Origin of the sequence: Bradyrhizobium sp. IC4059, assembly GCF_020193615.1 — a bacterium.
Classification (GTDB): domain Bacteria; phylum Pseudomonadota; class Alphaproteobacteria; order Rhizobiales; family Xanthobacteraceae; genus Bradyrhizobium; species Bradyrhizobium yuanmingense.
This window is the reverse complement of the sequence record NZ_JADYVH010000001.1, coordinates 795,369-815,415: the sequence shown is the minus strand read 5'-3', so window position 1 is coordinate 815,415 and position 20,047 is coordinate 795,369. Positions and strand designations below refer to the sequence as shown.

The 20,047-nt window shown below is 65.0% G+C and carries 17 protein-coding genes; 6 read left to right on the top strand and 11 right to left on the bottom strand.

The genetic code is table 11. The features are described from left to right. Nucleotides 1-70 precede the first annotated feature (70 nt). The 3 genes from I6F12_RS03820 to I6F12_RS03810 all read left to right on the top strand — a co-directional run bounded on the left by I6F12_RS03820 (nucleotide 71) and on the right by I6F12_RS03810 (nucleotide 2,789). The gene (locus tag I6F12_RS03820) at nucleotides 71-451 is read left to right on the top strand and encodes a VOC family protein (RefSeq protein WP_225155536.1); all 381 of its coding nucleotides are present in this window, start codon (nucleotides 71-73) and stop codon (nucleotides 449-451) included. Nucleotides 452-827: 376 nt separating this feature from the next. After that, nucleotides 828-2,105, top strand: a complete 1,278-nt coding sequence (locus I6F12_RS03815) for an acyl-CoA dehydrogenase family protein (RefSeq protein WP_225155535.1) — start codon at nucleotides 828-830, stop codon at nucleotides 2,103-2,105. 69 nt (nucleotides 2,106-2,174) lie between these two features. Then, nucleotides 2,175-2,789 (top strand): flavin reductase family protein, encoded by a 615-nt coding sequence (locus I6F12_RS03810; RefSeq protein WP_036023002.1) that lies wholly within the window; start codon nucleotides 2,175-2,177, stop codon nucleotides 2,787-2,789. 188 nt (nucleotides 2,790-2,977) lie between these two features. Here I6F12_RS03810 and yghU read toward each other — a convergent pair whose 3' ends face one another. Further along, nucleotides 2,978-3,850, bottom strand: a complete 873-nt coding sequence (gene yghU, locus I6F12_RS03805; RefSeq protein WP_036023001.1) for a glutathione-dependent disulfide-bond oxidoreductase — start codon at nucleotides 3,848-3,850, stop codon at nucleotides 2,978-2,980. A gap of 285 nt (nucleotides 3,851-4,135) precedes the next feature. On the opposite strand from yghU, the gene I6F12_RS03800 reads away from it, so the two are divergent. Both I6F12_RS03800 and I6F12_RS03795 read left to right on the top strand, forming a co-directional pair. Continuing rightward, nucleotides 4,136-5,269, top strand: coding sequence for a nitronate monooxygenase (locus tag I6F12_RS03800; RefSeq protein WP_225155534.1), 1,134 nt, complete (start codon nucleotides 4,136-4,138; stop codon nucleotides 5,267-5,269). A 123-nt stretch (nucleotides 5,270-5,392) separates the two neighbouring features. Beyond that, complete coding sequence (locus tag I6F12_RS03795) at nucleotides 5,393-6,901, top strand: acetyl-CoA acetyltransferase (RefSeq protein ID WP_225155533.1); 1,509 nt, start codon at nucleotides 5,393-5,395, stop codon at nucleotides 6,899-6,901. A 141-nt stretch (nucleotides 6,902-7,042) separates the two neighbouring features. Here the strand turns inward: I6F12_RS03795 and I6F12_RS03790 are convergent, their stop codons facing one another. The 6 genes from I6F12_RS03790 to ltnD all read right to left on the bottom strand — a co-directional run bounded on the left by I6F12_RS03790 (nucleotide 7,043) and on the right by ltnD (nucleotide 15,744). Next, nucleotides 7,043-8,737, bottom strand: coding sequence for a methyl-accepting chemotaxis protein (locus I6F12_RS03790; protein ID WP_225155532.1), 1,695 nt, complete (start codon nucleotides 8,735-8,737; stop codon nucleotides 7,043-7,045). A gap of 229 nt (nucleotides 8,738-8,966) precedes the next feature. Beyond that, a complete protein-coding gene (locus I6F12_RS03785) occupies nucleotides 8,967-10,655 on the bottom strand; it encodes a CHASE3 domain-containing protein (protein ID WP_225155531.1) in 1,689 nt (562 codons plus the stop codon). A gap of 244 nt (nucleotides 10,656-10,899) precedes the next feature. Then, nucleotides 10,900-12,591 (bottom strand): methyl-accepting chemotaxis protein, encoded by a 1,692-nt coding sequence (locus tag I6F12_RS03780; protein WP_225155530.1) that lies wholly within the window; start codon nucleotides 12,589-12,591, stop codon nucleotides 10,900-10,902. Nucleotides 12,592-12,759: 168 nt separating this feature from the next. Beyond that, nucleotides 12,760-14,034, bottom strand: a complete 1,275-nt coding sequence (gene otnK / locus I6F12_RS03775) for a 3-oxo-tetronate kinase (protein ID WP_109144475.1) — start codon at nucleotides 14,032-14,034, stop codon at nucleotides 12,760-12,762. Then, nucleotides 14,031-14,813, bottom strand: coding sequence for a 2-oxo-tetronate isomerase (otnI, locus tag I6F12_RS03770; protein ID WP_109144476.1), 783 nt, complete (start codon nucleotides 14,811-14,813; stop codon nucleotides 14,031-14,033). Before otnI ends, otnK begins: the two co-directional genes overlap by 4 nt. A 13-nt stretch (nucleotides 14,814-14,826) precedes the next feature. Next, nucleotides 14,827-15,744, bottom strand: a complete 918-nt coding sequence (gene ltnD / locus I6F12_RS03765; RefSeq protein ID WP_225155529.1) for an L-threonate dehydrogenase — start codon at nucleotides 15,742-15,744, stop codon at nucleotides 14,827-14,829. Nucleotides 15,745-15,850: 106 nt separating this feature from the next. On the opposite strand from ltnD, the gene I6F12_RS03760 reads away from it, so the two are divergent. After that, nucleotides 15,851-16,525 (top strand): aldolase, encoded by a 675-nt coding sequence (locus I6F12_RS03760; RefSeq protein WP_225155528.1) that lies wholly within the window; start codon nucleotides 15,851-15,853, stop codon nucleotides 16,523-16,525. 181 nt (nucleotides 16,526-16,706) lie between these two features. Here the strand turns inward: I6F12_RS03760 and I6F12_RS03755 are convergent, their stop codons facing one another. The 4 genes from I6F12_RS03755 to I6F12_RS03740 are packed head-to-tail and all read right to left on the bottom strand — an operon-like array spanning nucleotide 16,707 to nucleotide 19,984. Next, nucleotides 16,707-17,411 carry an ABC transporter ATP-binding protein gene (locus I6F12_RS03755; RefSeq protein ID WP_225155527.1) on the bottom strand — a complete coding sequence of 235 codons (705 nt, stop codon included), beginning with the start codon at nucleotides 17,409-17,411 and terminating at the stop codon, nucleotides 16,707-16,709. Beyond that, a complete protein-coding gene (locus I6F12_RS03750) occupies nucleotides 17,395-18,126 on the bottom strand; it encodes an ABC transporter ATP-binding protein (protein WP_225155526.1) in 732 nt (243 codons plus the stop codon). The genes I6F12_RS03755 and I6F12_RS03750 overlap by 17 nt, the downstream gene beginning before the upstream one ends. Next, nucleotides 18,123-19,106, bottom strand: coding sequence for a branched-chain amino acid ABC transporter permease (locus I6F12_RS03745; protein ID WP_036004933.1), 984 nt, complete (start codon nucleotides 19,104-19,106; stop codon nucleotides 18,123-18,125). The genes I6F12_RS03750 and I6F12_RS03745 overlap by 4 nt, the downstream gene beginning before the upstream one ends. Further along, nucleotides 19,106-19,984: a branched-chain amino acid ABC transporter permease gene (locus I6F12_RS03740; RefSeq protein ID WP_036004931.1), complete on the bottom strand. Its 879-nt coding sequence runs from the start codon at nucleotides 19,982-19,984 to the stop codon at nucleotides 19,106-19,108. The genes I6F12_RS03745 and I6F12_RS03740 overlap by 1 nt, the downstream gene beginning before the upstream one ends. Nucleotides 19,985-20,047 lie beyond the last annotated feature (63 nt).

Here is a 20,047-nt window from a genome sequence, read left to right as displayed (position 1 = left end):
CGGCCAAAAGCAAGCAAGACCCGGATTTCGCTCTGCTCCATCCGGGCTACAACACTGAGGGAACGGGCAAATGTTTTCACACGTCATGATCGGTACCAACGACCTGGACAAGGCCAAGGCGTTCTACGACCAACTGCTCGGCACGCTCGAGGTGCGGCCGGCCAGGGTCGACGGCCACCGCATCTTCTACATCACCAAGACCGGAGTGTTCTCGGTATCGAAGCCGATCAACGGCGAGCCGGCGACCTGCGCCAACGGCGGCACGATCGGCTTTGCCGCCAATTCGCCGGAACAGGTCGATGCGTGGCACGCGGCGGGCCTTGCAGCCGGCGCAAAATCGATCGAGGATCCGCCCGGCATTCGCCAGGGCCCCGGCGGCAAGCTCTATCTGGCCTACCTGCGCGATCTCGATGGCAACAAGATCTGCGCGATGCATCGGATGGCGAACTAGCCACATCCACTGCTGTCATTCCCCGCGACCCGGCTACGCCAAAGCTTCGCCAGGGTTGAGGTCCAGGGGGCGCCGAAGCTTTAGCGTAGGCGGCAGGCGGGGAATCCAGTACGCCGCAGCTACTCTGTTCAATCACTGCCGTCTCGGAGTACTGGATCGCCGCCCCAGTGCGCAAGTGCGCACAAGGCGGGCGATGACGGCGGAGAGCGTGGCGCGGGCGTGCCCAGTGCGCCGCGCCCATTCAAACAACATTTCAAACGGCCTTGCGATATTCCATCGCATGGCATGGCCTCACGCGTGAAAATGCGCCCTCGCACTTTGCCGGCGCTGCGACTATTCTTGCGCACAACACATTCTAGCGATCCCGGGAGGACCAATGACAAAACACACCTACATTCCCCGCACCACCAACTACACGCTCAATCCCGGCGACGAGCTCAACGACTTGCGGATGTCGGACCAGGTCCGGCCGCTTTACGATCACGTCAAGAAGTTCATCCGCGATACCGTCGAGCCGATGTCGATCGAGTTCGCCAAGGCCGGCGAGGGCAAGGAAGATCGCTGGAGTTTTACGCCGAAGCAGCTCGAGGTGCTGGAGAAGGCCAAGAACAAGGCCAAGCAGGAAGGCCTCTGGAACTTCTTCCTGCCCGATTACGAGACCGGCCAGGGCCTGAAAAATCTCGACTACGCCTATATCGCGGCAGAGCTCGGCAAGAGTCCGCTGGCCTCGGAGACCATGAACTGCTCGGCGCCCGACACCGGCAACATGGAAGTGCTGGAACGGGTCGGCACCAAGGAGCAGAAGGAGAAATGGCTGAAGCCGCTGCTCAACGGCGAGATCCGTTCGGCCTATGTCATGACCGAGCCGAACGTCGCCTCCTCCGACGCCAAGAACATCTCGACCACCGCAAAGCTCGTCGGCGACGAATGGGTGATCAACGGCGAGAAGTACTACATCTCGGGCCTCGGCGATCCCCGCTGCAAGATCCTCATCGTGATGGTGAAGACCAACCCGGACGCGGCGCCGAGCAAGCAGCAGTCGCAGATCCTGGTGCCGCGCGACACGCCCGGCGTCGAGGTGCTCGGTCCCATGTACGTGTTCGGCCAGGACCACGCCCCGCGCGGCCACATGCACATGCGCTTCAACAATGTGCGCGTGCCGAAGGAGAACATCCTGCTCGGCGAAGGCCGTGGCTTCGAGATCTCGCAGCTCCGCCTCGGCCCCGGCCGTATCCATCACTGCATGCGCACCATCGGCAAGGCCGAGAAGGCGCTCGACCTGATGGTGCAGCGTGGCCTCACCCGTGAGGCCTTTGGCAAGAAGATCGCCCATCTCGGCGGCAACATGCAGATCATCGCGCAGGCGCGCTGCGAGATCGAGGCGATGCGGCTGATGGTGCTGAAAGCGGCGAAGGCAATGGACGTGCTCGGCAACAAGGAGGCCCGCGTCTGGGTCTCCATGGTCAAGGCCATGGTGCCCGAGCGCGCCTGCAAGATCATCGATCAGGCCATCCAGATGCACGGCGCCACCGGCATCTCGCACTGGACCCCGCTCGCCGAGATGTATCAGGACGTGCGGCACCTGCGCTTCGCCGACGGTCCGGACGAGGTGCACTGGATGGTGGTGGGCCGCCACGAGCTGAGCATGGCGTGAGCCGCTCTCCTGGCGCGCGTCGGCCTCTCCCCGCCCACGGGGAGAGGCGCAGAAAGAAACGGAGCCACCATGGACTACGCCGCCAGCGAGCTGACGCCACGCGAGCGCTACAAGGTGCTGACGTCCTTCATTCTGCCGCGGCCGATCGCGTGGGTGACCACGCTCGGGCCGACCGGCGTGGTCAACGCCGCCCCGTTCAGCTTCTTCAACGCCTTCTGCGAGGATCCGCCGCTCTGCATGTTCGCGGCCAACCGCAAGCCGAACGGCGAGGACAAGGACACGTTTCTCAACATCCAGCGCACCGGTGAATTCGTGGTCAATCTCACGGACGAGCCGCTGGCGCGGGCGATGCACGAGTCCAGCGGCGATTTTCCGCCTGAGATCAGCGAACCCGACTATCTCGGGCTAAAGCTCGCGCCCTCGGCGAAGATCGCCGTGCCCCGGCTGGCCGACACGCCCTGGGCCATGGAGTGCAAGCTCTGGAAGCTGATCGACGTCAACGACGATCGTCGCCTGATCATGGGCGAAGGCCTCCACTTCCACATCCGCGACGAGCTCTGGGACGACAAGGCGATGCGGGTGCACATGGACCGCTATCACCCAATCGGCCGCATGTTCGCCGACCGTTACTGCCGCACCGATGACCGCGTGGTGTTTCCGGCGGCGGAGGGCATGAAGAAATAGGCCGCAGCAACGGTGCGCTCCCTCGCCCCATGGGGCCGCGACGAGCTTGGCTCGCGCTGAGAGGGTTGGAGTGAGGGGCTTTCTCCACGCGCGAGACTGTCGAGGGACCTGTACCCCCTCACCCGAATTCGATCTGCGATCGAATTCGACTTCTCCCCACTTGCGGGGAGAGGTGATGAACCCGTTAGCTACGTCGCGGGCACGAGCTTGTCCTGGGTCTTGGTCTCGAAGTCGCTCGCGTCGTGGCGCTCGTGGAGCTGGCTGGCGGGATCGCCGGAGACCCGGTTGACCATGCGGCCGCGCTTCACGGCGGGGCGCTGCGCAATCTGGTCGGTCCAGCGCTGCACGTTCTTGTAGTCCTGCACCGACAGAAATTCGCCGGCGCCATAGACGAGCCCCTTGGCGAGCGCGCCATACCAGGGCCACACCGCCATGTCGGCGATGGTGTAGTCCTTGCCCGCGAGATATTCGTTGTCAGCGAGACGCCGGTCGAGCACGTCGAGCTGGCGCTTGGTCTCCATTGCGAAACGGTCGATGGCGTATTCGATCTTGGTCGGCGCATAGGCGTAGAAGTGGCCGAAGCCGCCGCCGAGATAGGGCGCACTGCCCATTTGCCAGAACAGCCAGGACATCGCCTCGGTGCGGGCCTTGACGTCCTTCGGCAGGAAGGCGCCGAACTTCTCGGCGAGGTAGAACAGGATCGAGCCTGACTCGAACACCCGGACAGGCTCGGGGCCGGAGCGATCCATCAGCGCCGGGATCTTGGAATTTGGATTGATGTCGACGAAGCCGCTGCCGAACTGATCGCCATTGCCAATCTTGATCAGCCAGGCGTCATATTCGGCGCCCTTGTGGCCGAGCGCCAGGAGCTCCTCCAGCATCACGGTGACCTTGACCCCGTTCGGCGTCGCCAGCGAGTAGAGCTGAAGCGGATGCTTGCCGACTGGCAGCTCCTTGTCGTGGGTGGGCCCGGCAATCGGGCGGTTGATGTTGGCGAATTGCCCGCCGTTCTCCTTGTTCCAGGTCCAGACTTTGGGCGGCACGTAAGGGGCGTCGGTCATGCGGGGCTCCGGGCAAAAAGGATGCGTCTGCATTAATTAGCCCGCAAACGGCCGATGACAAGGGCGCCGCAATGCATTGCCGGATGGGACAACTCTGCGTTTTGTCATGGCAGCCCCTCCCCTCCGTCATTCCCGGGTGCCCGCAGGGCCTGCGGCCCGCGGATAGCGCGCGACGTCTGCACACAAGATGCCTCGCCAGATCCGGCATGTCATCGATCGGCTAGCGTCACTTTGCTTTGCCAGCGAAAGCAACGAGAATGCGAAGCCTGCCGCCGGGAGAGAGCCATGAAATCGCCGATCTGCGACATGCTGGGGATCGAATTCCCGCTGCTCGCCTTCAGCCATTGTCGCGACGTCGTTGCCGCCGTCAGCCGCGCCGGCGGCTTCGGCGTGCTGGGCGCGACCGTGCATACGCCGGACACGCTCGAGCGTGAGCTGACGTGGATCGATGATCACGTCGATGGCAAGCCTTACGGCATCGACGTGCTCATCCCGGAAAACATCTCGACGGCCGGCGAGAAGGACGTCACCTGGAAGAGCCTGGAAGCGCGCGTGCCGCAGGAGCACCGCAACTACACGCGCGATCTCCTGAAGAAGTACGACATCGAGCTGACCACCACCGAGGTCGCGGACAACCAGCCGCAGCCGTTCGACGGCAAGACCGCGCTTCAGCTGCTCGAGGTCTCCTTCAATCATCCGATCCGCCTGATCGCCAATGCGCTGGGCGTGCCGCCGAAGGCGATGATCGAGATGGGCAAGAAGCACGGCGTGCCGGTTGCAGCGCTGGTCGGCGCCAAGGAGCACGCGCTGCGCCAGGTCGCGGCCGGCGTCGATATTCTCGTCGTGCAGGGCACCGAGGCCGGCGGCCATTGCGGCGAGGTCTCGACCATGGTGCTGGTGCCGGAGGTGATCAAGGCGATCAAGCCGATCCGAGACGTGCCGGTGCTGGCAGCCGGCGGCATCATGACGGGACGGCAGATGGCGGCCTGCATGGCGATGGGCGCGGCCGGCGTCTGGACCGGCTCGGTGTGGCTGGCCACGGTCGAGTCCGAGACAAGCGAGATCTTTCGCGAGAAGATGATCGCGGCATCCTCGCGCGATGCGGTGCGCTCGAAGGGCCGCACCGGCAAGCCGGCCCGGCAGCTCCGCTCAGTCTGGACCGACGCCTGGGACCGCGCGCCGGATAGCCCGGGCGCGCTGCCGATGCCGTTGCAAAGCATCATTAGCCGCGACGCCTTCCATTCGATCGACCGAGCCGCCGCAAGCGGCAACGCCAAGGCGCGCGATCTCGTCAGCTATTTCGTCGGCCAGGGCGTCGGCCTGATCGACAGCGTCAAGTCGGCGGGTGCGGTGGTACAGGAGTTCAAGCAGGATTTCGCCGAAGCCGTCGAGCACATGAATGCGCTGGTGGCGGAGTGACGATCCCACTTGTCATTGCGAGCGCAGCGAAGCAATCCAGACTGCCTCCGCGGAAAGATCCTGGATTGCTTCGCTGCGCTCGCAATGACGAACAACTGACATCGTGAACTGAAGCAAGAAGAAATGACCAATATCCCCGAAGACCGCATCCCCGTCATCGTCGGCATCGGCGAGATCGTCGATCGCCCCAAGGAGATCGCCGAGGGTCTCGAACCGCTCGACCTGCTCGAACAGGCGCTGCGGCGCGCCGAACAAGACGCCGGCGCAAAACTGCTGGGCGAGGTGCAATCGCTCGACGTCGTCAATTTCCTGAGCTGGCGCTATCGCGATCCGGAGCAGCTTTTGGCTCAGCGCCTCGGCATCTCGCCCGCGCATTGCTATTACGGCCCAGTCGGCGGCGAGAGCCCGATCCGCTACATCCACGAGGCGGCCAAGCGCATCGCGCGCGGCGAGTGCAGCGTGGCGGCGGTGTGCGGCGCGGAAGCGCAATCGAGCGCTACCAAGGCGGAGCGCGCCGGCGTCAAGCTGCCGTGGACGCCGTTCGCCCATGACGTCGAGGAACCCAAGCGCGGCGCGGCGTTCCAGAAGCCCTTAGCGGTGAAGCTCGGCGTGTTTCGACCTGTGACCGTCTATCCATTCTATGAAGCGGCCTCCTCCGCGCATTGGGGTCAGACGCCACGCGAAGCCATGGCGGAGTCAGGCACGCTGTGGTCGCGCTATTCGGAAGCCGCCGCGGAGAACCCGAACGCCTGGCTGAAGCGGCGCTACACGCCGGAGGAGATTACGACGCCGACCGCGGACAATCGCCTGATCGCCTGGCCCTACAACAAGCTGATGGTGGCGAACCCCAGCGTCAACATGGGCGGTGCGCTGCTGCTCACCAGTCTCGCCAAGGCACGCGCAGCCGGGATCGCCGAAGACAAACTGGTCTACCCGCTCGGCGGCGCCTCCGCGGAAGAGCCGCGTGACTATCTGCTGCGCGACCAGTTTTACGAGAGCCACCCGCAGAACGCCGTGCTGAAAGCGGCGATGGACCTCGCCGGCGGCGACCGCAAGTCCTTCGACGCGATCGAGCTCTACAGTTGCTTCCCCTGCGTGCCCAAAATGGCGCGGCGGACACTGGGCTTAGGTGCCGACGTGCAGCCGACCGTGACGGGCGGCCTCACCTTCTTCGGCGCGCCGCTCAACACCTACATGACGCATGCCGCCTGCGCTATGGTGCGGCGGCTGCGCGACGGCGCCAAGCTCGGCCTGCTCTATGGCCAGGGCGGCTTCGTCACCAAGCACCACGCGCTGGTGGTGTCGAAGACGGCGCCGCGCGAGGCGCTGGTGCAGGAAACGAGCGTGCAGGCCGATGCGGACCGCAACAAGCGCGCGGTGCCGGAGTTCGTCGCGGAGGCCACTGGCAAGGGCACGGTCGAGAGCTTCACCGTGCTTTACGGCCGCGGCGGCAATATCGAGCATGGCGTCGTGATGCTGCGGACAGAGGACGATCGCCGCACGCTGGCGCGGGTCCCGGCGAGCGACGGCGCGACGCTGGCGCAGCTGCTCGCCATGGATCGCACCCCGGTCGGCTCGTTCGGCGAAATCGCTATGGCAGAAGATAACGTGCCCGAGTGGCGGGTGGCGTGATCTCGTAGGGTGGGCAAAGCGAAGCGTGCCCACGGCCTTCGTGTGATCCGGAAAGAATGGTGGGCACGGCGCAAGAGCGCCTTTGCCCACCCTACGAGATCTCAGCCCTTCGGCGCCTGTTTTTTCCGACGCGGTCGAGAGTCAGGCGGCGCGAACCGAGTTCAGGAACTTGCCGACCTCGAGCTTGAGGCGGTTGGAATCGCGGGACAGCATCTGGGCCGCCGACAGCACCTGCGTGGACGCTGATCCCGTCTCCGAGGCGCCGCGCTGCACGTCGCCGACGTTGGACGAGACCTGCTGGGTGCCCAGGGCGGCCTGCTGCACGTTGCGGGCGATCTCCTGGGTCGCTGCGCCCTGCTGCTGCACGGCCGTCGCGATGGCCGAAGCGATCTCCGACAGACGCGCGATGGTGCCGCTGATCTCCCCGATGGCGCTGACCGAATCCTGCGTCGCCGCCTGGATGCCGCCGACCTGCTGGCCGATCTCGCCGGTGGCCTTGGCCGTCTGCTCGGCGAGCGCCTTGACCTCGGAGGCCACCACCGCGAAGCCGCGGCCGGCTTCGCCAGCCCGCGCCGCCTCGATGGTAGCGTTGAGTGCCAGGAGGTTGGTCTGGCCGGCAATCGCATTGATGAGCTCGACGACATCGCCGATCCGCGCCGCAGCCCGCGACAGCTCGCTAACACGCTCGGTGGTGGCATGCGCCTGGCTGACCGCCTCGCTCGCGATCCGGGAGGAATCCTGCACCTGCCGCCCGATCTCGCGCACCGAGGACGACATCTCCTCGGCAGCCGAAGCCACCGAATGGACATTGCTGGAGGCGGCCTCCGAGCCGGACGCAACTACCGTGGCCAGCTCCTGCGCCCGGCCCGCGGTCGAGGACAGGGTCGAGGCCGATGCCTCAAGCTCAGTCGCGGCGGCCGATACGGTCTCGACGATTTCCCCGATCGCCGCCTCGAAACCGTCGGCAAGCTCGGTCATGTCGGCCTTGCGCTGCGCCTCGGCGCGGCGCTGCACCGCCTGCACCTCGTCGCGGCTGAAACGGACGATGGTCTGCACGGTCTGAAGGTTGCGCAGCGCCTCGCCGATCTCGTCGTCGCGCTCGATCACGATGCGATTGTCAAGCTTGTCCTGCACGAGGTTGACCAGCGTGTCGTTGAGCTGCCGCATCGGTCCCTGAATAGCACGCATGGTCGCAAGGCCTGCGAAGCCGACGATAGCCGCACCGGCGACAGCCAGCAGCGACAGGATCAGGCTGGTCGAACCGCCGGTGGCGACCGCGCCACCGATGCCGAGCGCGAGCATGAACAGCGACTGCAGCACCATCATCGTGATCAGGCGCGCCTTCAGCGTCCCGGTAAAGATGCTGAAGTGGTCGAGCCAGGAGCGGCGGCGGATGATGCCGGCGTCGATGCGATAGCCATGCGGCTTCTTCTCGCGGATGGCGGCATAGACCTCTTCGGCGAGCTTGCGCTGGTCGGCCGGCAGCTTGGTGCGGATCGACGTATAGCCCTTGACCTCGCCGTTCTCGCGGATCGGAGAAGCCGTCGCCAGCACCCAATAGAAGTCGCCGTTCTTGCGGCGGTTCTTGACTGCGCCGAGCCAGGGCTTGCCGGCCTTCAGCGTGTCCCAGAGATTGTCGAATGCCTCCGGCGGCATGTCCGGGTGACGAACGATATTGTGCGGCTGGCCCATCAGTTCCGCGGACGTGAAGCCGGCGGCCGCGAGGAAGTCCTCGTTGAAGTACGTGAGCTTGCCCTTCAGATCGGTCCGCGAAACGATCAACGTCTCATCACTGACCGGATATTCAACGGTGGTGACGGGAAGATTCTTGCGCATCAGAGCCCCCAAACAATGCGATATGCGTTCATTCCAGACAGGACGGCCGCTGTTCGAGGCGTCTTCCCTCAATTCTCGTAAGGCGAATTTAACTATCCATGAAATGGGCGCCCCGTATGTTTACGGTCGGCTCCCCATGATCCTACCGCCAGACGACATCACGCTACCGCAGAAAAAAAGAGCGGCGCATTTGGCACCGCTCCTGGTTTGATCAATCCACGGCCGCGCCTTACGCGGCGCGGACGTTGGTCAGGAACTTGCTGACCTCACTCTTCAGCCGGCCGGAATCGTTCGACAGCATCTGCGCCGCCGACAGCACCTGCGAGGAGGCCGTGCCGGTCTCGGTCGCGCCGCGCTGCACGTCGGTGATGTTGGACGACACCTGCTGGGTGCCATGCGCCGCCTGCTGAACGTTGCGGGCGATCTCCTGCGTCGCGGCGCCCTGCTCTTCCACCGCAGCGGCGATGGCCGACGAGATCTCCGACAGGCGCTCGATGGTCGAGGAGATCTCCTTGATGGCGCCGACGGAATCGTTGGTCGCCGCCTGGATACCGGAGATCTGCTGGCCGATCTCGCCGGTCGCCTTCGCGGTCTGCTCGGCGAGCGCCTTCACCTCGGAGGCGACGACGGCAAAACCGCGGCCGGCTTCGCCGGCGCGCGCCGCCTCGATGGTCGCGTTGAGCGCCAGGAGATTGGTCTGGCCGGCGATGGTGTTGATCAGCTCGACGACGTCGCCGATGCGCGCGGCCGCCTTGGACAATTCGCTGACGCGCTCGGTGGTGGCACGGGCCTGACCGACTGCATCGCCCGCCATCCGCGCCGATTCCTGCACCTGGCGGCTGATCTCGCCGACCGACGAGGCCATCTCCTCGGTCGCCGAGGCCACCGACTGCACGTTGGTGGAGGCTTCCTCCGAAGCGCCGGCCACCGTGGTCGCGAGCTTCTGGGACCGCTCGGCCGTACCTGTGAGGGTGGTGGCCGATGCTTCCAGCTGGGTCGATGCCGACGACACTGTTCCGATGATCTGGCCGACGGCGCTCTCGAAGTCGTCGGCGAGCCTGACCATGTCGCGTTTGCGCTGCTCGGCATTGCGACGCTCGGTTTCAGCCTGTTCCGCCTTCAGCCGCTCAACCTCGATGGCATTGGTCTTGAACACCTGGACCGCCTGAGCCATCTCACCGATCTCGTCCTTGCGTTCGATACCCGATACGATCACCGAGGTGTCCCCATTCGCGAGAACACCCATATCGGTCGTGATGCGCTGGATCGGGCGGGTGACCGCGAAGGCGACGCCGAAGGCGCCCACGAGCGAGAGCAGCAGGGTGACGAGGCCTCCGATCAGCATGGCCATGGTGGCGCTGGACGAGGCGGCGTCGGAGGCAGCCGCCCGCACTGACAACAGCGACCGCTCTTCCCTGTCCATTTCCTGGACGACGGCGCGGAGGCCATCCATCGACTTCTTGCCGGCTCCGGAAGCCTCGAGCTCACGCGCCTTCGCCTGGGTTGCCGGATCCTTCATCAGCGCGATTTCGCGCTGCGCGACGTTGGTTGCCCAGTCGTTGGCAAGCGCCTTGACCTGCTCGAGTCGCTTCTGCTGCGTGGCGTTGTCCGAGGTCAGGCTGCCGACTTTGGCCGCCGCAGTCTGAAATTGTTTCAGCCCGGCTTCGTAAGGAGCGAGAAAGCCGGCATCGCCAGACACGAGATAGCCGCGAACGCCGGTTTCCTGATTGACCATCGCACCGACAAGCTCGGAAAGCTGCTCCAGCACCTGATAGGTATGCACTGTCATCTTCGCCGTGGAATTCATTACGCTCAGCGAGTTGTAGATGGCTGCGGTGCTGCCGGCGACGACGAGACAGATCGCCGCGAATACGGCAGAAACCTTAATGGAAATACGAAGGTTGTTGATCCAAGACATTAAATCCTCCCCAATGCTGACGGTCGGGAGTTGCTGGTCCGGACCGGCTCCGATCGTGCTACGACTTCCGCCACGATCTTACCGTCGCTCAGGATTGTTAGGTTTAACGACGCTACGCAGTAGTACGGAGCTTTCGCTGAAGAGTACGTCGCAATTCTACGGGCATATCGACAGCGCAACGCGCGCAGGAAAAACTATGAGCGGCGCCGATGGCGCCGCCCTTGCTTGTGGAACCCACGTCTGTCTACGCGGCGCGGACGTTGGTCAGGAACTTGCTGACCTCGTTCTTCAGCCGGCCCGAATCATTCGACAGCATCTGCGCCGCGGACAGCACCTGCGAGGAGGCCGTGCCGGTCTCGGTCGCGCCGCGCTGCACGTCCGTGATGTTGGACGACACCTGCTGGGTGCCCTGCGCCGCCTGCTGCACGTTGCGGGCAATCTCCTGCGTCGCGGCGCCCTGCTCTTCCACCGCAGCCGCGATGGCCGACGAGATCTCCGACAAGCGCTCGATGGTCGAGGAGATCTCCTTGATGGCGCCGACGGAGTCGTTGGTCGCCGCCTGGATGCCGGAGATCTGCTGGCCGATCTCGCCGGTCGCCTTCGCGGTCTGCTCGGCGAGCGCCTTCACCTCGGAGGCGACGACGGCAAAACCGCGGCCGGCTTCGCCGGCGCGCGCCGCCTCGATGGTGGCGTTCAGCGCCAGCAGGTTGGTCTGGCCGGCGATGGTGTTGATCAACTCGACGACGTCGCCGATGCGCGCGGCGGCCTTGGACAATTCGCTGACGCGCTCGGTGGTGGCACGGGCCTGACCGACTGCATCGCCCGCCATCCGCGCCGATTCCTGCACCTGGCGGCTGATCTCGCCGACCGACGAGGCCATCTCCTCGGTCGCCGAGGCCACCGACTGCACGTTGGTGGAGGCTTCCTCCGAAGCGTCGGCCACCGTGGTCGCCAGCCGCTGCGAGCGGTCGGCGGTCGCGGTCAAGGTCGAGGCGGAGGCCTCTAACTGGGTCGAGGCCGATGACACGGTCTGGACGATCTCGCCGATCATCGTTTCGAATTCGCGGGTGATGTCGTCGACGCGGCGGCCGCGCTCGATCTTGGCTTCGGCGTCGGCCGCGGCGGCTTCGTCGGCGGCCTTCTTGGCGATCAACGCCTCCTTGAAGATCTGGAGCACGTCGGCCATGGCGCCGATCTCGGTCTTCTCGCCGCGATGCGGGACTTCGGCGGAGAGGTCGCCTCGGCCCAGGGCCTGCATCGGCAGGGTGATCGAGTTGATGCCGCTAGAGACGTCGCGGACGAGATAGAAGCTGACGGCGATGCCGATGACGATAGCAGCGCCGAGAATGGCCGAGACCAGCATGAAGGCGTAGGCGTAACTGTCGGCGGCGTCCTGGGCGGCCTGTTCTCCGCCTTTGGTGTTGAGCTCGATGTCCTTGGTCAGGACCTCGTCTGCCTGAAGACCGAGCTTGTTGACGGTCTTCGTATTCAGCTCCCGGGCCTCGTGTGGGATCTTGCCGGCTTCCTTGCGCGAGAGCGCCATCACCTCTTCGGTGCCCCTCTTGTAATCGTCCCAGAGCTTTGCCCATTGGGTGTAGAGCGCCCTCTCCTCCGGCGAGGTGATCATCGGCTCGTAGCGGCTGCGGTATTTGGCAAGCGCCTCGAGTACCGTCATGGCCGTCTTTTCGTTGGCGAGCTTCTCGTCCAGCGTGTCGGAAAGCATGTGCTGGCGGACCACGTTGCGATAGGTGATGACGCTCGCCCGAAGCTCGCCCAGCACCCGCACGCTGGGCATCCAATTCATCGTGATGTCGACCGTGTTGGCGTTCATCGACCGCATTTTCATGATGGCGAGCAGGCCCATGCCGGCCATCGCGACGAGCAGGAACGCGACGACACTGATGATCTTGGCGCGGATGGAAATGTTGGCGAACATAATCGGATCTCGTTGTGCTGGCGCGGATGCGCGTCGAAGCTCTAAGAATCAACCAAAGAGGAGCTGCGGCGACATCTGAGCGCAGAGCACCTGCGCAAATGTTAACTGCGGCTCCGTACGAGTACCGAAGCCGAAAGAAATGAACGATGGACTAAGGAGGCTCTGCGCTCAGCGCATGAGCCTAAGCGCGTCGGAGAAGAAGTCCGGACCGCCAAAGTTTCCAGATTTCAAAGCGAGCAACATCTCGCCGGAGCTTGCACCGACCGCGCGCAGCACCGGGACTCCCGCCGCGATTTCTACTCCTACGAGAAATCCCGGAATCTTCAACCGATCGACCACGGCGCCGGATGTCTCGCCACCGGCGACGATCAAGCGACGGACGCCGGCCTGCACCAGACCCTCGGCGATGCCGGCCATGGCCTGCTCGATCGCGTGGCCTGCGGCATCGCGGCCATGGCGTGCCTGCACGGCCGCAACGGCGTCCGGCGTCGCGCTCGAAGCGATCAGCACCGGACCTTCCGCAAGCCGCGGCCTCGCCCAGTCCAGCGCACGCTGCGCTTCAGCGGCGCCCGCGACGATCCGCTCCGGATCGAGATGAAGCACCGGCATGATGCGTTCGGCGCTGGCGATCTGCTGAAGCGTCGCCTGCGAGCAGCTGCCGGCAAGGCATGCCGCCAGGCCGCCGACGGCCGCGCCGGTTTCGCTGCTCGGTGCCGACTTCACCTTGCCCGTCGACACCAGCGCGCGCGCAAGCCCGAGGCCCATGCCGGACGCGCCGACCGACAGAAGATGTTCAGCGGCGACGAGACCGATGGTCTCGAGGTCGCGGTCGAACACGGCGTCGATGATCGCAGCACCGATGCCCCTGGCGGCGAGCTCGGCCAGCCGTGCCCGCACGGCCTCCGCGCCGCGCGCGACGGTGGCGAGATCGACGAGGCCGATCTGCGTGCTGCTCTGGCGCGCCAGCACGCGCACCAAGTTGGAATCATGCATCGGGTTGAGCGGATGGTCCTTTAGCGGGCTCTCGCTGAGCGGCACGGCGCCGACGAACAGATTGCCCTGATAGACGGTGCGCCCGGTCTCCGGAAAGGCAGGCGTCACCAGCACGGCTCCCTCGCCGCAATCGGCGCGCAGCGCATCCATGACCGGACCGATATTGCCGGCGTCGGTGGAATCGAAGGTCGAGCAGATCTTGAACAGCACGTGGCCCACGCCGCGGCCGCGCAGCCATGTTTCAGCGGCGCGCGAGCGCGACACCGCGAGGCCGGCCTCGATCGAGCGGCTCTTCAGTGACACCACGACGGCATCGACCTCGGGCAGCGCGAGATCGTCGGCGGGCACGCCGATGGTCTGCACGGTGCGCAGGCCCGCGCGCGTCAGCGTGTTGGCGAGATCGGAGGCGCCGGTGTAGTCGTCGGCGATGCAGCCCAACGCAAGTGTCACGACTTCACTCCCGCATAAGGCTTGAACCAGGCAAGCCCATCGGTGGTCTTGCCGCGGGGATTGTATTCGCAGCCGACGAAGCCGGCATAGCCGAGCCGGTCGAGCTCATCGAACAGGAAGGGATAGTTCAGCTCCTCGCCATCGGGCTCGTTGCGCGAGGGAATGCTGGCGATCTGGATGTGGCCGATGATCGGCATCATCTCGCGCAGCCGCATGGTGACGTCGCCATGGATGATCTGGCAGTGATAGATGTCGAACTGGAGCTTCAGGTTCGCAAGCCTCAGCTCCTGGATCAGATCCCGCGCAAAGCCGAAATCGTTGAGGAAGTAGCCGGGCACGTTGCGCGCATTGATCGGCTCGATCACGATGTCGATGCCGTGCGGCGCGAAGAACTCGGCGGCCCAGGCCACCGATTTGTAGAAGGCCTCGATCGCGACGCGCTCGCCGCGATTGGCGATGCCGGCCATCAGGTGCAGGCGCTTGACGCCCGTCGCCTTGGCATAAGGCAGCGCCGTCTCCAGGCTCGCCTTGAGATCGGAAAAGCGCGATGGCAGCGCCGCAAAGCCCTTCTCGCCGGCGTTCCAGTCGCCCGGCGGCAGGTTGAACAGCGCCTGGGTCAGGCCGTTGCGCTTGAGCCGTTCGCCGACGGCCTCGGCGGGATGCTCGTACGGAAACAGGAATTCCACCGCGGTGAAGCCCGCTTGCGCGGCGGCATCGAAGCGGTCGAGGAACGGCACCTCGGTGAACATCATCGAGAGATTGGCGGCGAAACGGGGCATTGGAGATCCTCTGTTACTTGTCGCCGGGCAGCTTGACGCCGGTGACCTGCGCATACATGCGCGCGACCGATGCGTCGTCGTCGCGGCCCATGCCGGCGGCCGATGTCATCAGGAACATCTGGAGCGCGGCGGCGGAGACCGGCACGGGGAATCGGGCCGTGCGCGCCATGTCCTGGATGATGCCGAGGTCCTTGACGAAGATCTCCACCGCGCTTCGCGGCGTGTAGTCGCCGTCGAGCACATGCGGCATGCGGTTCTCGAACATCCAGGAATTACCGGCCGAGGCCGTGATCACCTCGTAGACCTTGCGGATGTCGAGGCCCTGCTTGGCTGCGAACGCCATGGCTTCGCTGGCGGCGGCGATGTGAACGCCGGCGAGCAGCTGATTGATCATCTTGAACGCAGCGCCCTGCCCGGCGGCATCGCCGAGCTCGTAGAGCTTTGCAGCCATGGCATCGAGCGCCGGCCGCGCCTTGGCAAAGGCGGCCGAGCTGCCGGAGGCAAGAATCGTCAATTCGCCTTGCGCGGCGCGCTGCGCCCCGCCGGAGATCGGCGCATCCAGATAGTGCCGGCCGGTCGCCTCCAGCTGCTTGGCAAGACGGCGCGCCACGTCGGGATCCATCGTCGCCGAGGAGACGAACACGCTGTCCTTGGGCATGGTCTCGGCGGCGCCATCCTTGCCGAACAGGATGGTTTCGGTCTGCGCGGCATTGACCACCACGCTGACGACGATGTCTGTGTCCTTGGCCGCTTCGGCCGGCGTCTTGGCCCCCGCGCCGCCATCCTTCACGAAACGCGCGACGGCATCCGCCGAGACGTCGCAGCCGGTCACGACATGGCCGGCTCGATTGAGCGAGGTCGCCATGCCAAATCCCATCGAGCCGAGCCCGACGACGGCAATACGCTGATTTTGTGAGGTGGAGGCGGACATATGCAACTGACCCTTGCGAGCGTTTCCCGGATGGCCGCCCTTTGCGGCAGCTTGGCAACCGAATAACACGGCTTGGCCGCGCTGCCAAAGCGTGAGACAAGCAAGCATGACGGCCATGAGCAATGAAACACGGCTGCGCGAGGACATCTGCCGCTTCGGACGATCCCTGTTCGAGCGTGGGCTGACGCCGGGCTCCTCCGGCAATATCAGCGTCAAGCTGGACGATGGCGGCTGGCTGGTGACGCCGACCAACGCCTCGCTCGGCTTCCTCGATCCCGCAAGACTATCACGGCTGGACCAGCAGGGCCGGCTGGTTTCGGGCGATGCCCCGACCAAGGAAGTTCCGCTGCACAATGCGCTCTACGACACGCGCGGCAGCGCGCGGGCCATCGTGCATCTGCACTCCACGCATTCGGTGGCGCTGTCGATGCTGCCCGAGATCGATCCGCGCGCCGCGCTGCCGCCGATGACGGCCTATTACCTGATGAAATGCGGCGCCACCGCGCTCGTGCCCTATTACCGCCCCGGCGACCCCGCGGTTGCAGATGCGATCAAGGGGCTGGCCGGGAAATATTCATCCGTTCTGCTCGCCAATCACGGCCCGGTCGTCGCCAGCAACACGCTGGAAGCTGCGGTGTTCGCGACGGAGGAGCTGGAGGAGACGGCCAAGTTGTACCTGCTGCTGCGCGGGATGAACCCGCGGTATTTGTCGCCGGCGCAGGTGACGGATCTGGTGAAGGTGTTCGGGGTGACGCTGCCGGAGCACGGGCACGAGCATTAGCGACTTGCGGTAAGGGGTGGACGAGCGTCGCCTCACCACCGCTGTCATTCCCCGCGAAAGAGGGGAATCCAGTACGCCGCGGCTTCTCCGCATATCTCTGACGTCTCGGAGTACTGGATCGCCCGATCAAGTCGGGCGATGACACCGGGTATGTTGCGCGGGCGTGCCCGATACTATTCGGCTACAGCCCCAGATATGCCTTCCGCACATCCGGATTGCCCTTGATCTCGCTGGCTGCGCCCTGCATCAGCACACGGCCGGTCTGCAGGATGTAGGCGCGGTCGGCGATCTCCAGGCATTCGGCCATGCGCTGCTCGACGATGAGGACGGTCATGCCGGAGTCACGGATGAGCTTCACCGCCTGGAAAATTTCGTCGACCAGCTTCGGCATGATGCCCTGCGAGGGCTCGTCCAGCATCAACAGCCGCGGACGCGTCATCAGCGCGCGGCCGATCGCGAGCATCTGCTGCTCGCCGCCAGAGAGCGTCTCGGCGCGCTGCTCCAGACGTTCCTGGAGGCGCGGGAACAGCTTGAACACGAGATCGAGCGGCTCTTCGCGGTTCGCTTCGCCCCGGTAGAGATAGCTGCCGAGGCGAAGGTTGTCGCGCACCGACAGGCGCGGAAACAAACGGCGGTTTTCCGGCACATAGGCGATGCCGGTGGCCGTGATGTGATGCTGCGCCATGCCGTTGAGGCGTTTGCCGTCGAACGTCACCGTGCCCGAACGCGGACGCTCGGCGCCGGCGATGGATTTCAGCAGCGTCGACTTGCCCGCGCCGTTGGCGCCGGCAACGCAGACGATCTCGCCCTTCTGGACCTCGATCGAGACCGCGGAGATGGCGACCAGCCCCTGATAGGCGGTGGTGACTTCACGCACCGACAGCATGACGATCTCCCAGATATGCCTTGATCACCTTGGGATCGCGCACGACGTCGGCGGGCTTGCCCTCGACCAGCACCTTGCCGAGGTCGAGCACGATGGCTCGGTCCACCAGCGGCATCACGATCTCCATGACGTGCTCCACCATCAGCACGGTGATACCGGCATCGCGCACCTTGCGCACCAGGGCAACGCCGGTCTGCGCCTCGGTCGGCGTCAGGCCGGTGAGGACTTCGTCGAGCAGCAGCAGCTTCGGCTCGGTCGCAAGCGCCCGCGCGACTTCGAGGCGGCGCTTCTCGGCCGGAACGAGGTCGCTCGCGAGCACGTCGGCGCGCGCTGCGAGCCCGGTGAATTCCAGCACTTCATGCGCCTTGCGGCGCGCCTCGCGCATCACGGTGGTACGCACGAGCGCACCGACAATGACGTTGTCGATGACAGTCATGGTCTCGAAGCTCTTCACGACCTGGAAGGTGCGCCCGATGCCGCGCTGGCAGCGCGCGGCCGCGGGCATGCGGGTGACGTCCTCACCGTCGAATAGAATCGAGCCTTGCGTCGGCGGCAAGACGCCGGCGATGAGATTGAACAGCGTCGACTTGCCGGCGCCGTTGGGACCGATCAGGCCGACGATCTCGCCGCGGCCGACCGAGATCGAGACGTCGCTGTTGGCGACGAGGCCGCCGAAGCGCTGCCAGACGCCGCGGGTTTCGAGCAGCGCGCTCATCGGGCAGCTCCTGTCTTCTTCGGGCGTGAAAACAGGCTCAGCAGGCCGCGCGGCAGGGCCAGCGAGATCAGAACGATCAGCGTGCCGTAGACGATGAGGTCGACACCCCGCCCCGAGCCGCCGAACTTGAAGCGCGTCAGCTCAGTCAGCGGGATCAGGATGGCCGCCCCTAACACCGGCCCCCACAGGGTGCCGATACCGCCGAGCACGGCCGGCAGCGCCATCAGCAGCGAAAACTGAAAGCCCATGACGCTTTCCGGATCGATGTAGGAGACGAACTGGGCGTAGAAGCTGCCGCCCACCGCGACAAGGAAGGCGGAGACCGCGGCCGCACCCATCTTGGAATTGAACACGTCGACACCGAGGCTCTCGGCCGCCTCCGGGTTGTCCTTGACGGCGCGCCACCAAAATCCCCACTTGGAGTTTTCCAGCCACCATGTCACGAACCAGGCGAGGCAGCACAGCGCCAGCGCGAAATAGAAGTACGGCAGCTTGGTGCGCAGGAACTGGAATTTCAGCCAGCTGTCGCCGCGGATCGGAATGGTGATACCCATCGCGGCACCGGCCCATTCCCAGTTGTGGAACAAAAGCAAGCCGATCTCGGCGATGACGATGGTGGCAATCACGAAGTAATGGCCGCGCAGGCGGAAGAAGGGATAGCCGAGCCCCATCGCGATCAGCGCCGACACCACCCCGCCCGCCAGCATGCCGAACCAGGGCAGCACGCCGAACTTCGTGAACAGCAGCTCGGTGGTATAGGCCCCGAGGCCGAAATACAGCGCGTGGCCGAGCGAGATCTGCCCGCAATAGCCGGACAGGATATTCCAGCTCTGCGACAATCCCGCATACATCAGTGTCAGGATCAGAATGTTCTGGACGACGACGTCCTTCACGAACAACGGCGTCAGCGCGGCAATGGTAGCGAGCGCTGCGGCGATGATGAGGTCGCGGCGGCGCCGCGCTGCAAAATCCTTGTCCATCACATCGATCCGAACAGGCCGCGCGGCCGGATGAAGACGACCAGCAGATAGACCGAGTAAATGCCGACCGATTTCAGCGACGGCGGCAGCACCAGCGCGGTGACCGCTTCGACGAGACCGACGATGATGCCACCGGCGAAGGCGCCGAACACGCTGCCGAAGCCGCCGAGCGCCACCGTGACATAGGCGATCAGCGCAAAGGACGCGCCGACGTCGGGATAGATGTAGAAGAACACCGCCATGATCGCGCCGGCGAGACCAACCAGCGCGGCGCCGAGCCCCCAGCCGAATGCAAACACGCGGTTCTTGTCGATGCCGACAAGCGCGACTGCACCGGGATCCTCGCGGGTCGCTTCGATCGCGCGGCCGAAATCGGTTCGGTGGATGAAGAAGTAGAGACCTGCAAAAGCGGCGATCGAGACCAGCGCGCCGACCAGTTGCGGCTCCGGCAGAAAGATTCCGCCGACCGAGATGGTTTTGCCGCCGAGCCAGGATTGTGGGATGCTGCGATAGTCCGGCGTGAAGAAATACTGCGCAAGGCCGCGCATGACGATGGCGAGGCCGAAGGTGGTGAAGATCTGCACCATGCCGGCGTTGGCCTTGGCCCGCATGGCGAAACGTACAAGGAGCAGGTAGACGACCGCTCCGAATATGAAGAGTGCCGCGGCGACCAACGGGGCCGACAACAGCGGATCGATGGCGAAGAACGCGAACAGGAAGAAAGACAGATACATCGCGATCATCAGGAATTCGCCATGGGCGAAGTTCGTGACGTCCATCAGGCCGAAGATCAGCGCGAGGCCGACCGCGATCAATCCGTAGAGCAGGCCCATCAGGAGGCCGCTCGCGAGACTCTGGATAATGGCTTGGGCTGTCAACTCTGGTCCCCCGTTCGAAACGTCACGACAGGCTTCGTCATTGCGAGCGAAGCGAAGCAATCC

Bases quoted from the DNA above. Each gene is read 5' to 3' on its own strand.
- otnI (WP_109144476.1), bottom strand. From the start codon at position 14,813: ATGCCCCGTTTCGCCGCCAATCTCTCGATGATGTTCACCGAGGTGCCG.
- I6F12_RS03745 (WP_036004933.1), bottom strand. From the start codon at position 19,106: ATGGACAAGGATTTTGCAGCGCGGCGCCGCCGCGACCTCATCATCGCC.
- I6F12_RS03760 (WP_225155528.1), top strand. From the start codon at position 15,851: ATGACGGCCATGAGCAATGAAACACGGCTGCGCGAGGACATCTGCCGC.
- I6F12_RS03820 (WP_225155536.1), top strand. From the start codon at position 71: ATGTTTTCACACGTCATGATCGGTACCAACGACCTGGACAAGGCCAAG.
- yghU (WP_036023001.1), bottom strand. From the start codon at position 3,850: ATGACCGACGCCCCTTACGTGCCGCCCAAAGTCTGGACCTGGAACAAG.
- I6F12_RS03815 (WP_225155535.1), top strand. From the start codon at position 828: ATGACAAAACACACCTACATTCCCCGCACCACCAACTACACGCTCAAT.
- I6F12_RS03785 (WP_225155531.1), bottom strand. From the start codon at position 10,655: ATGTCTTGGATCAACAACCTTCGTATTTCCATTAAGGTTTCTGCCGTA.
- ltnD (WP_225155529.1), bottom strand. From the start codon at position 15,744: ATGTCCGCCTCCACCTCACAAAATCAGCGTATTGCCGTCGTCGGGCTC.
- I6F12_RS03780 (WP_225155530.1), bottom strand. From the start codon at position 12,591: ATGTTCGCCAACATTTCCATCCGCGCCAAGATCATCAGTGTCGTCGCG.
- I6F12_RS03795 (WP_225155533.1), top strand. From the start codon at position 5,393: ATGACCAATATCCCCGAAGACCGCATCCCCGTCATCGTCGGCATCGGC.
- I6F12_RS03790 (WP_225155532.1), bottom strand. From the start codon at position 8,737: ATGCGCAAGAATCTTCCCGTCACCACCGTTGAATATCCGGTCAGTGAT.
- I6F12_RS03750 (WP_225155526.1), bottom strand. From the start codon at position 18,126: ATGAGCGCGCTGCTCGAAACCCGCGGCGTCTGGCAGCGCTTCGGCGGC.
- I6F12_RS03810 (WP_036023002.1), top strand. From the start codon at position 2,175: ATGGACTACGCCGCCAGCGAGCTGACGCCACGCGAGCGCTACAAGGTG.
- I6F12_RS03755 (WP_225155527.1), bottom strand. From the start codon at position 17,411: ATGCTGTCGGTGCGTGAAGTCACCACCGCCTATCAGGGGCTGGTCGCC.
- I6F12_RS03800 (WP_225155534.1), top strand. From the start codon at position 4,136: ATGAAATCGCCGATCTGCGACATGCTGGGGATCGAATTCCCGCTGCTC.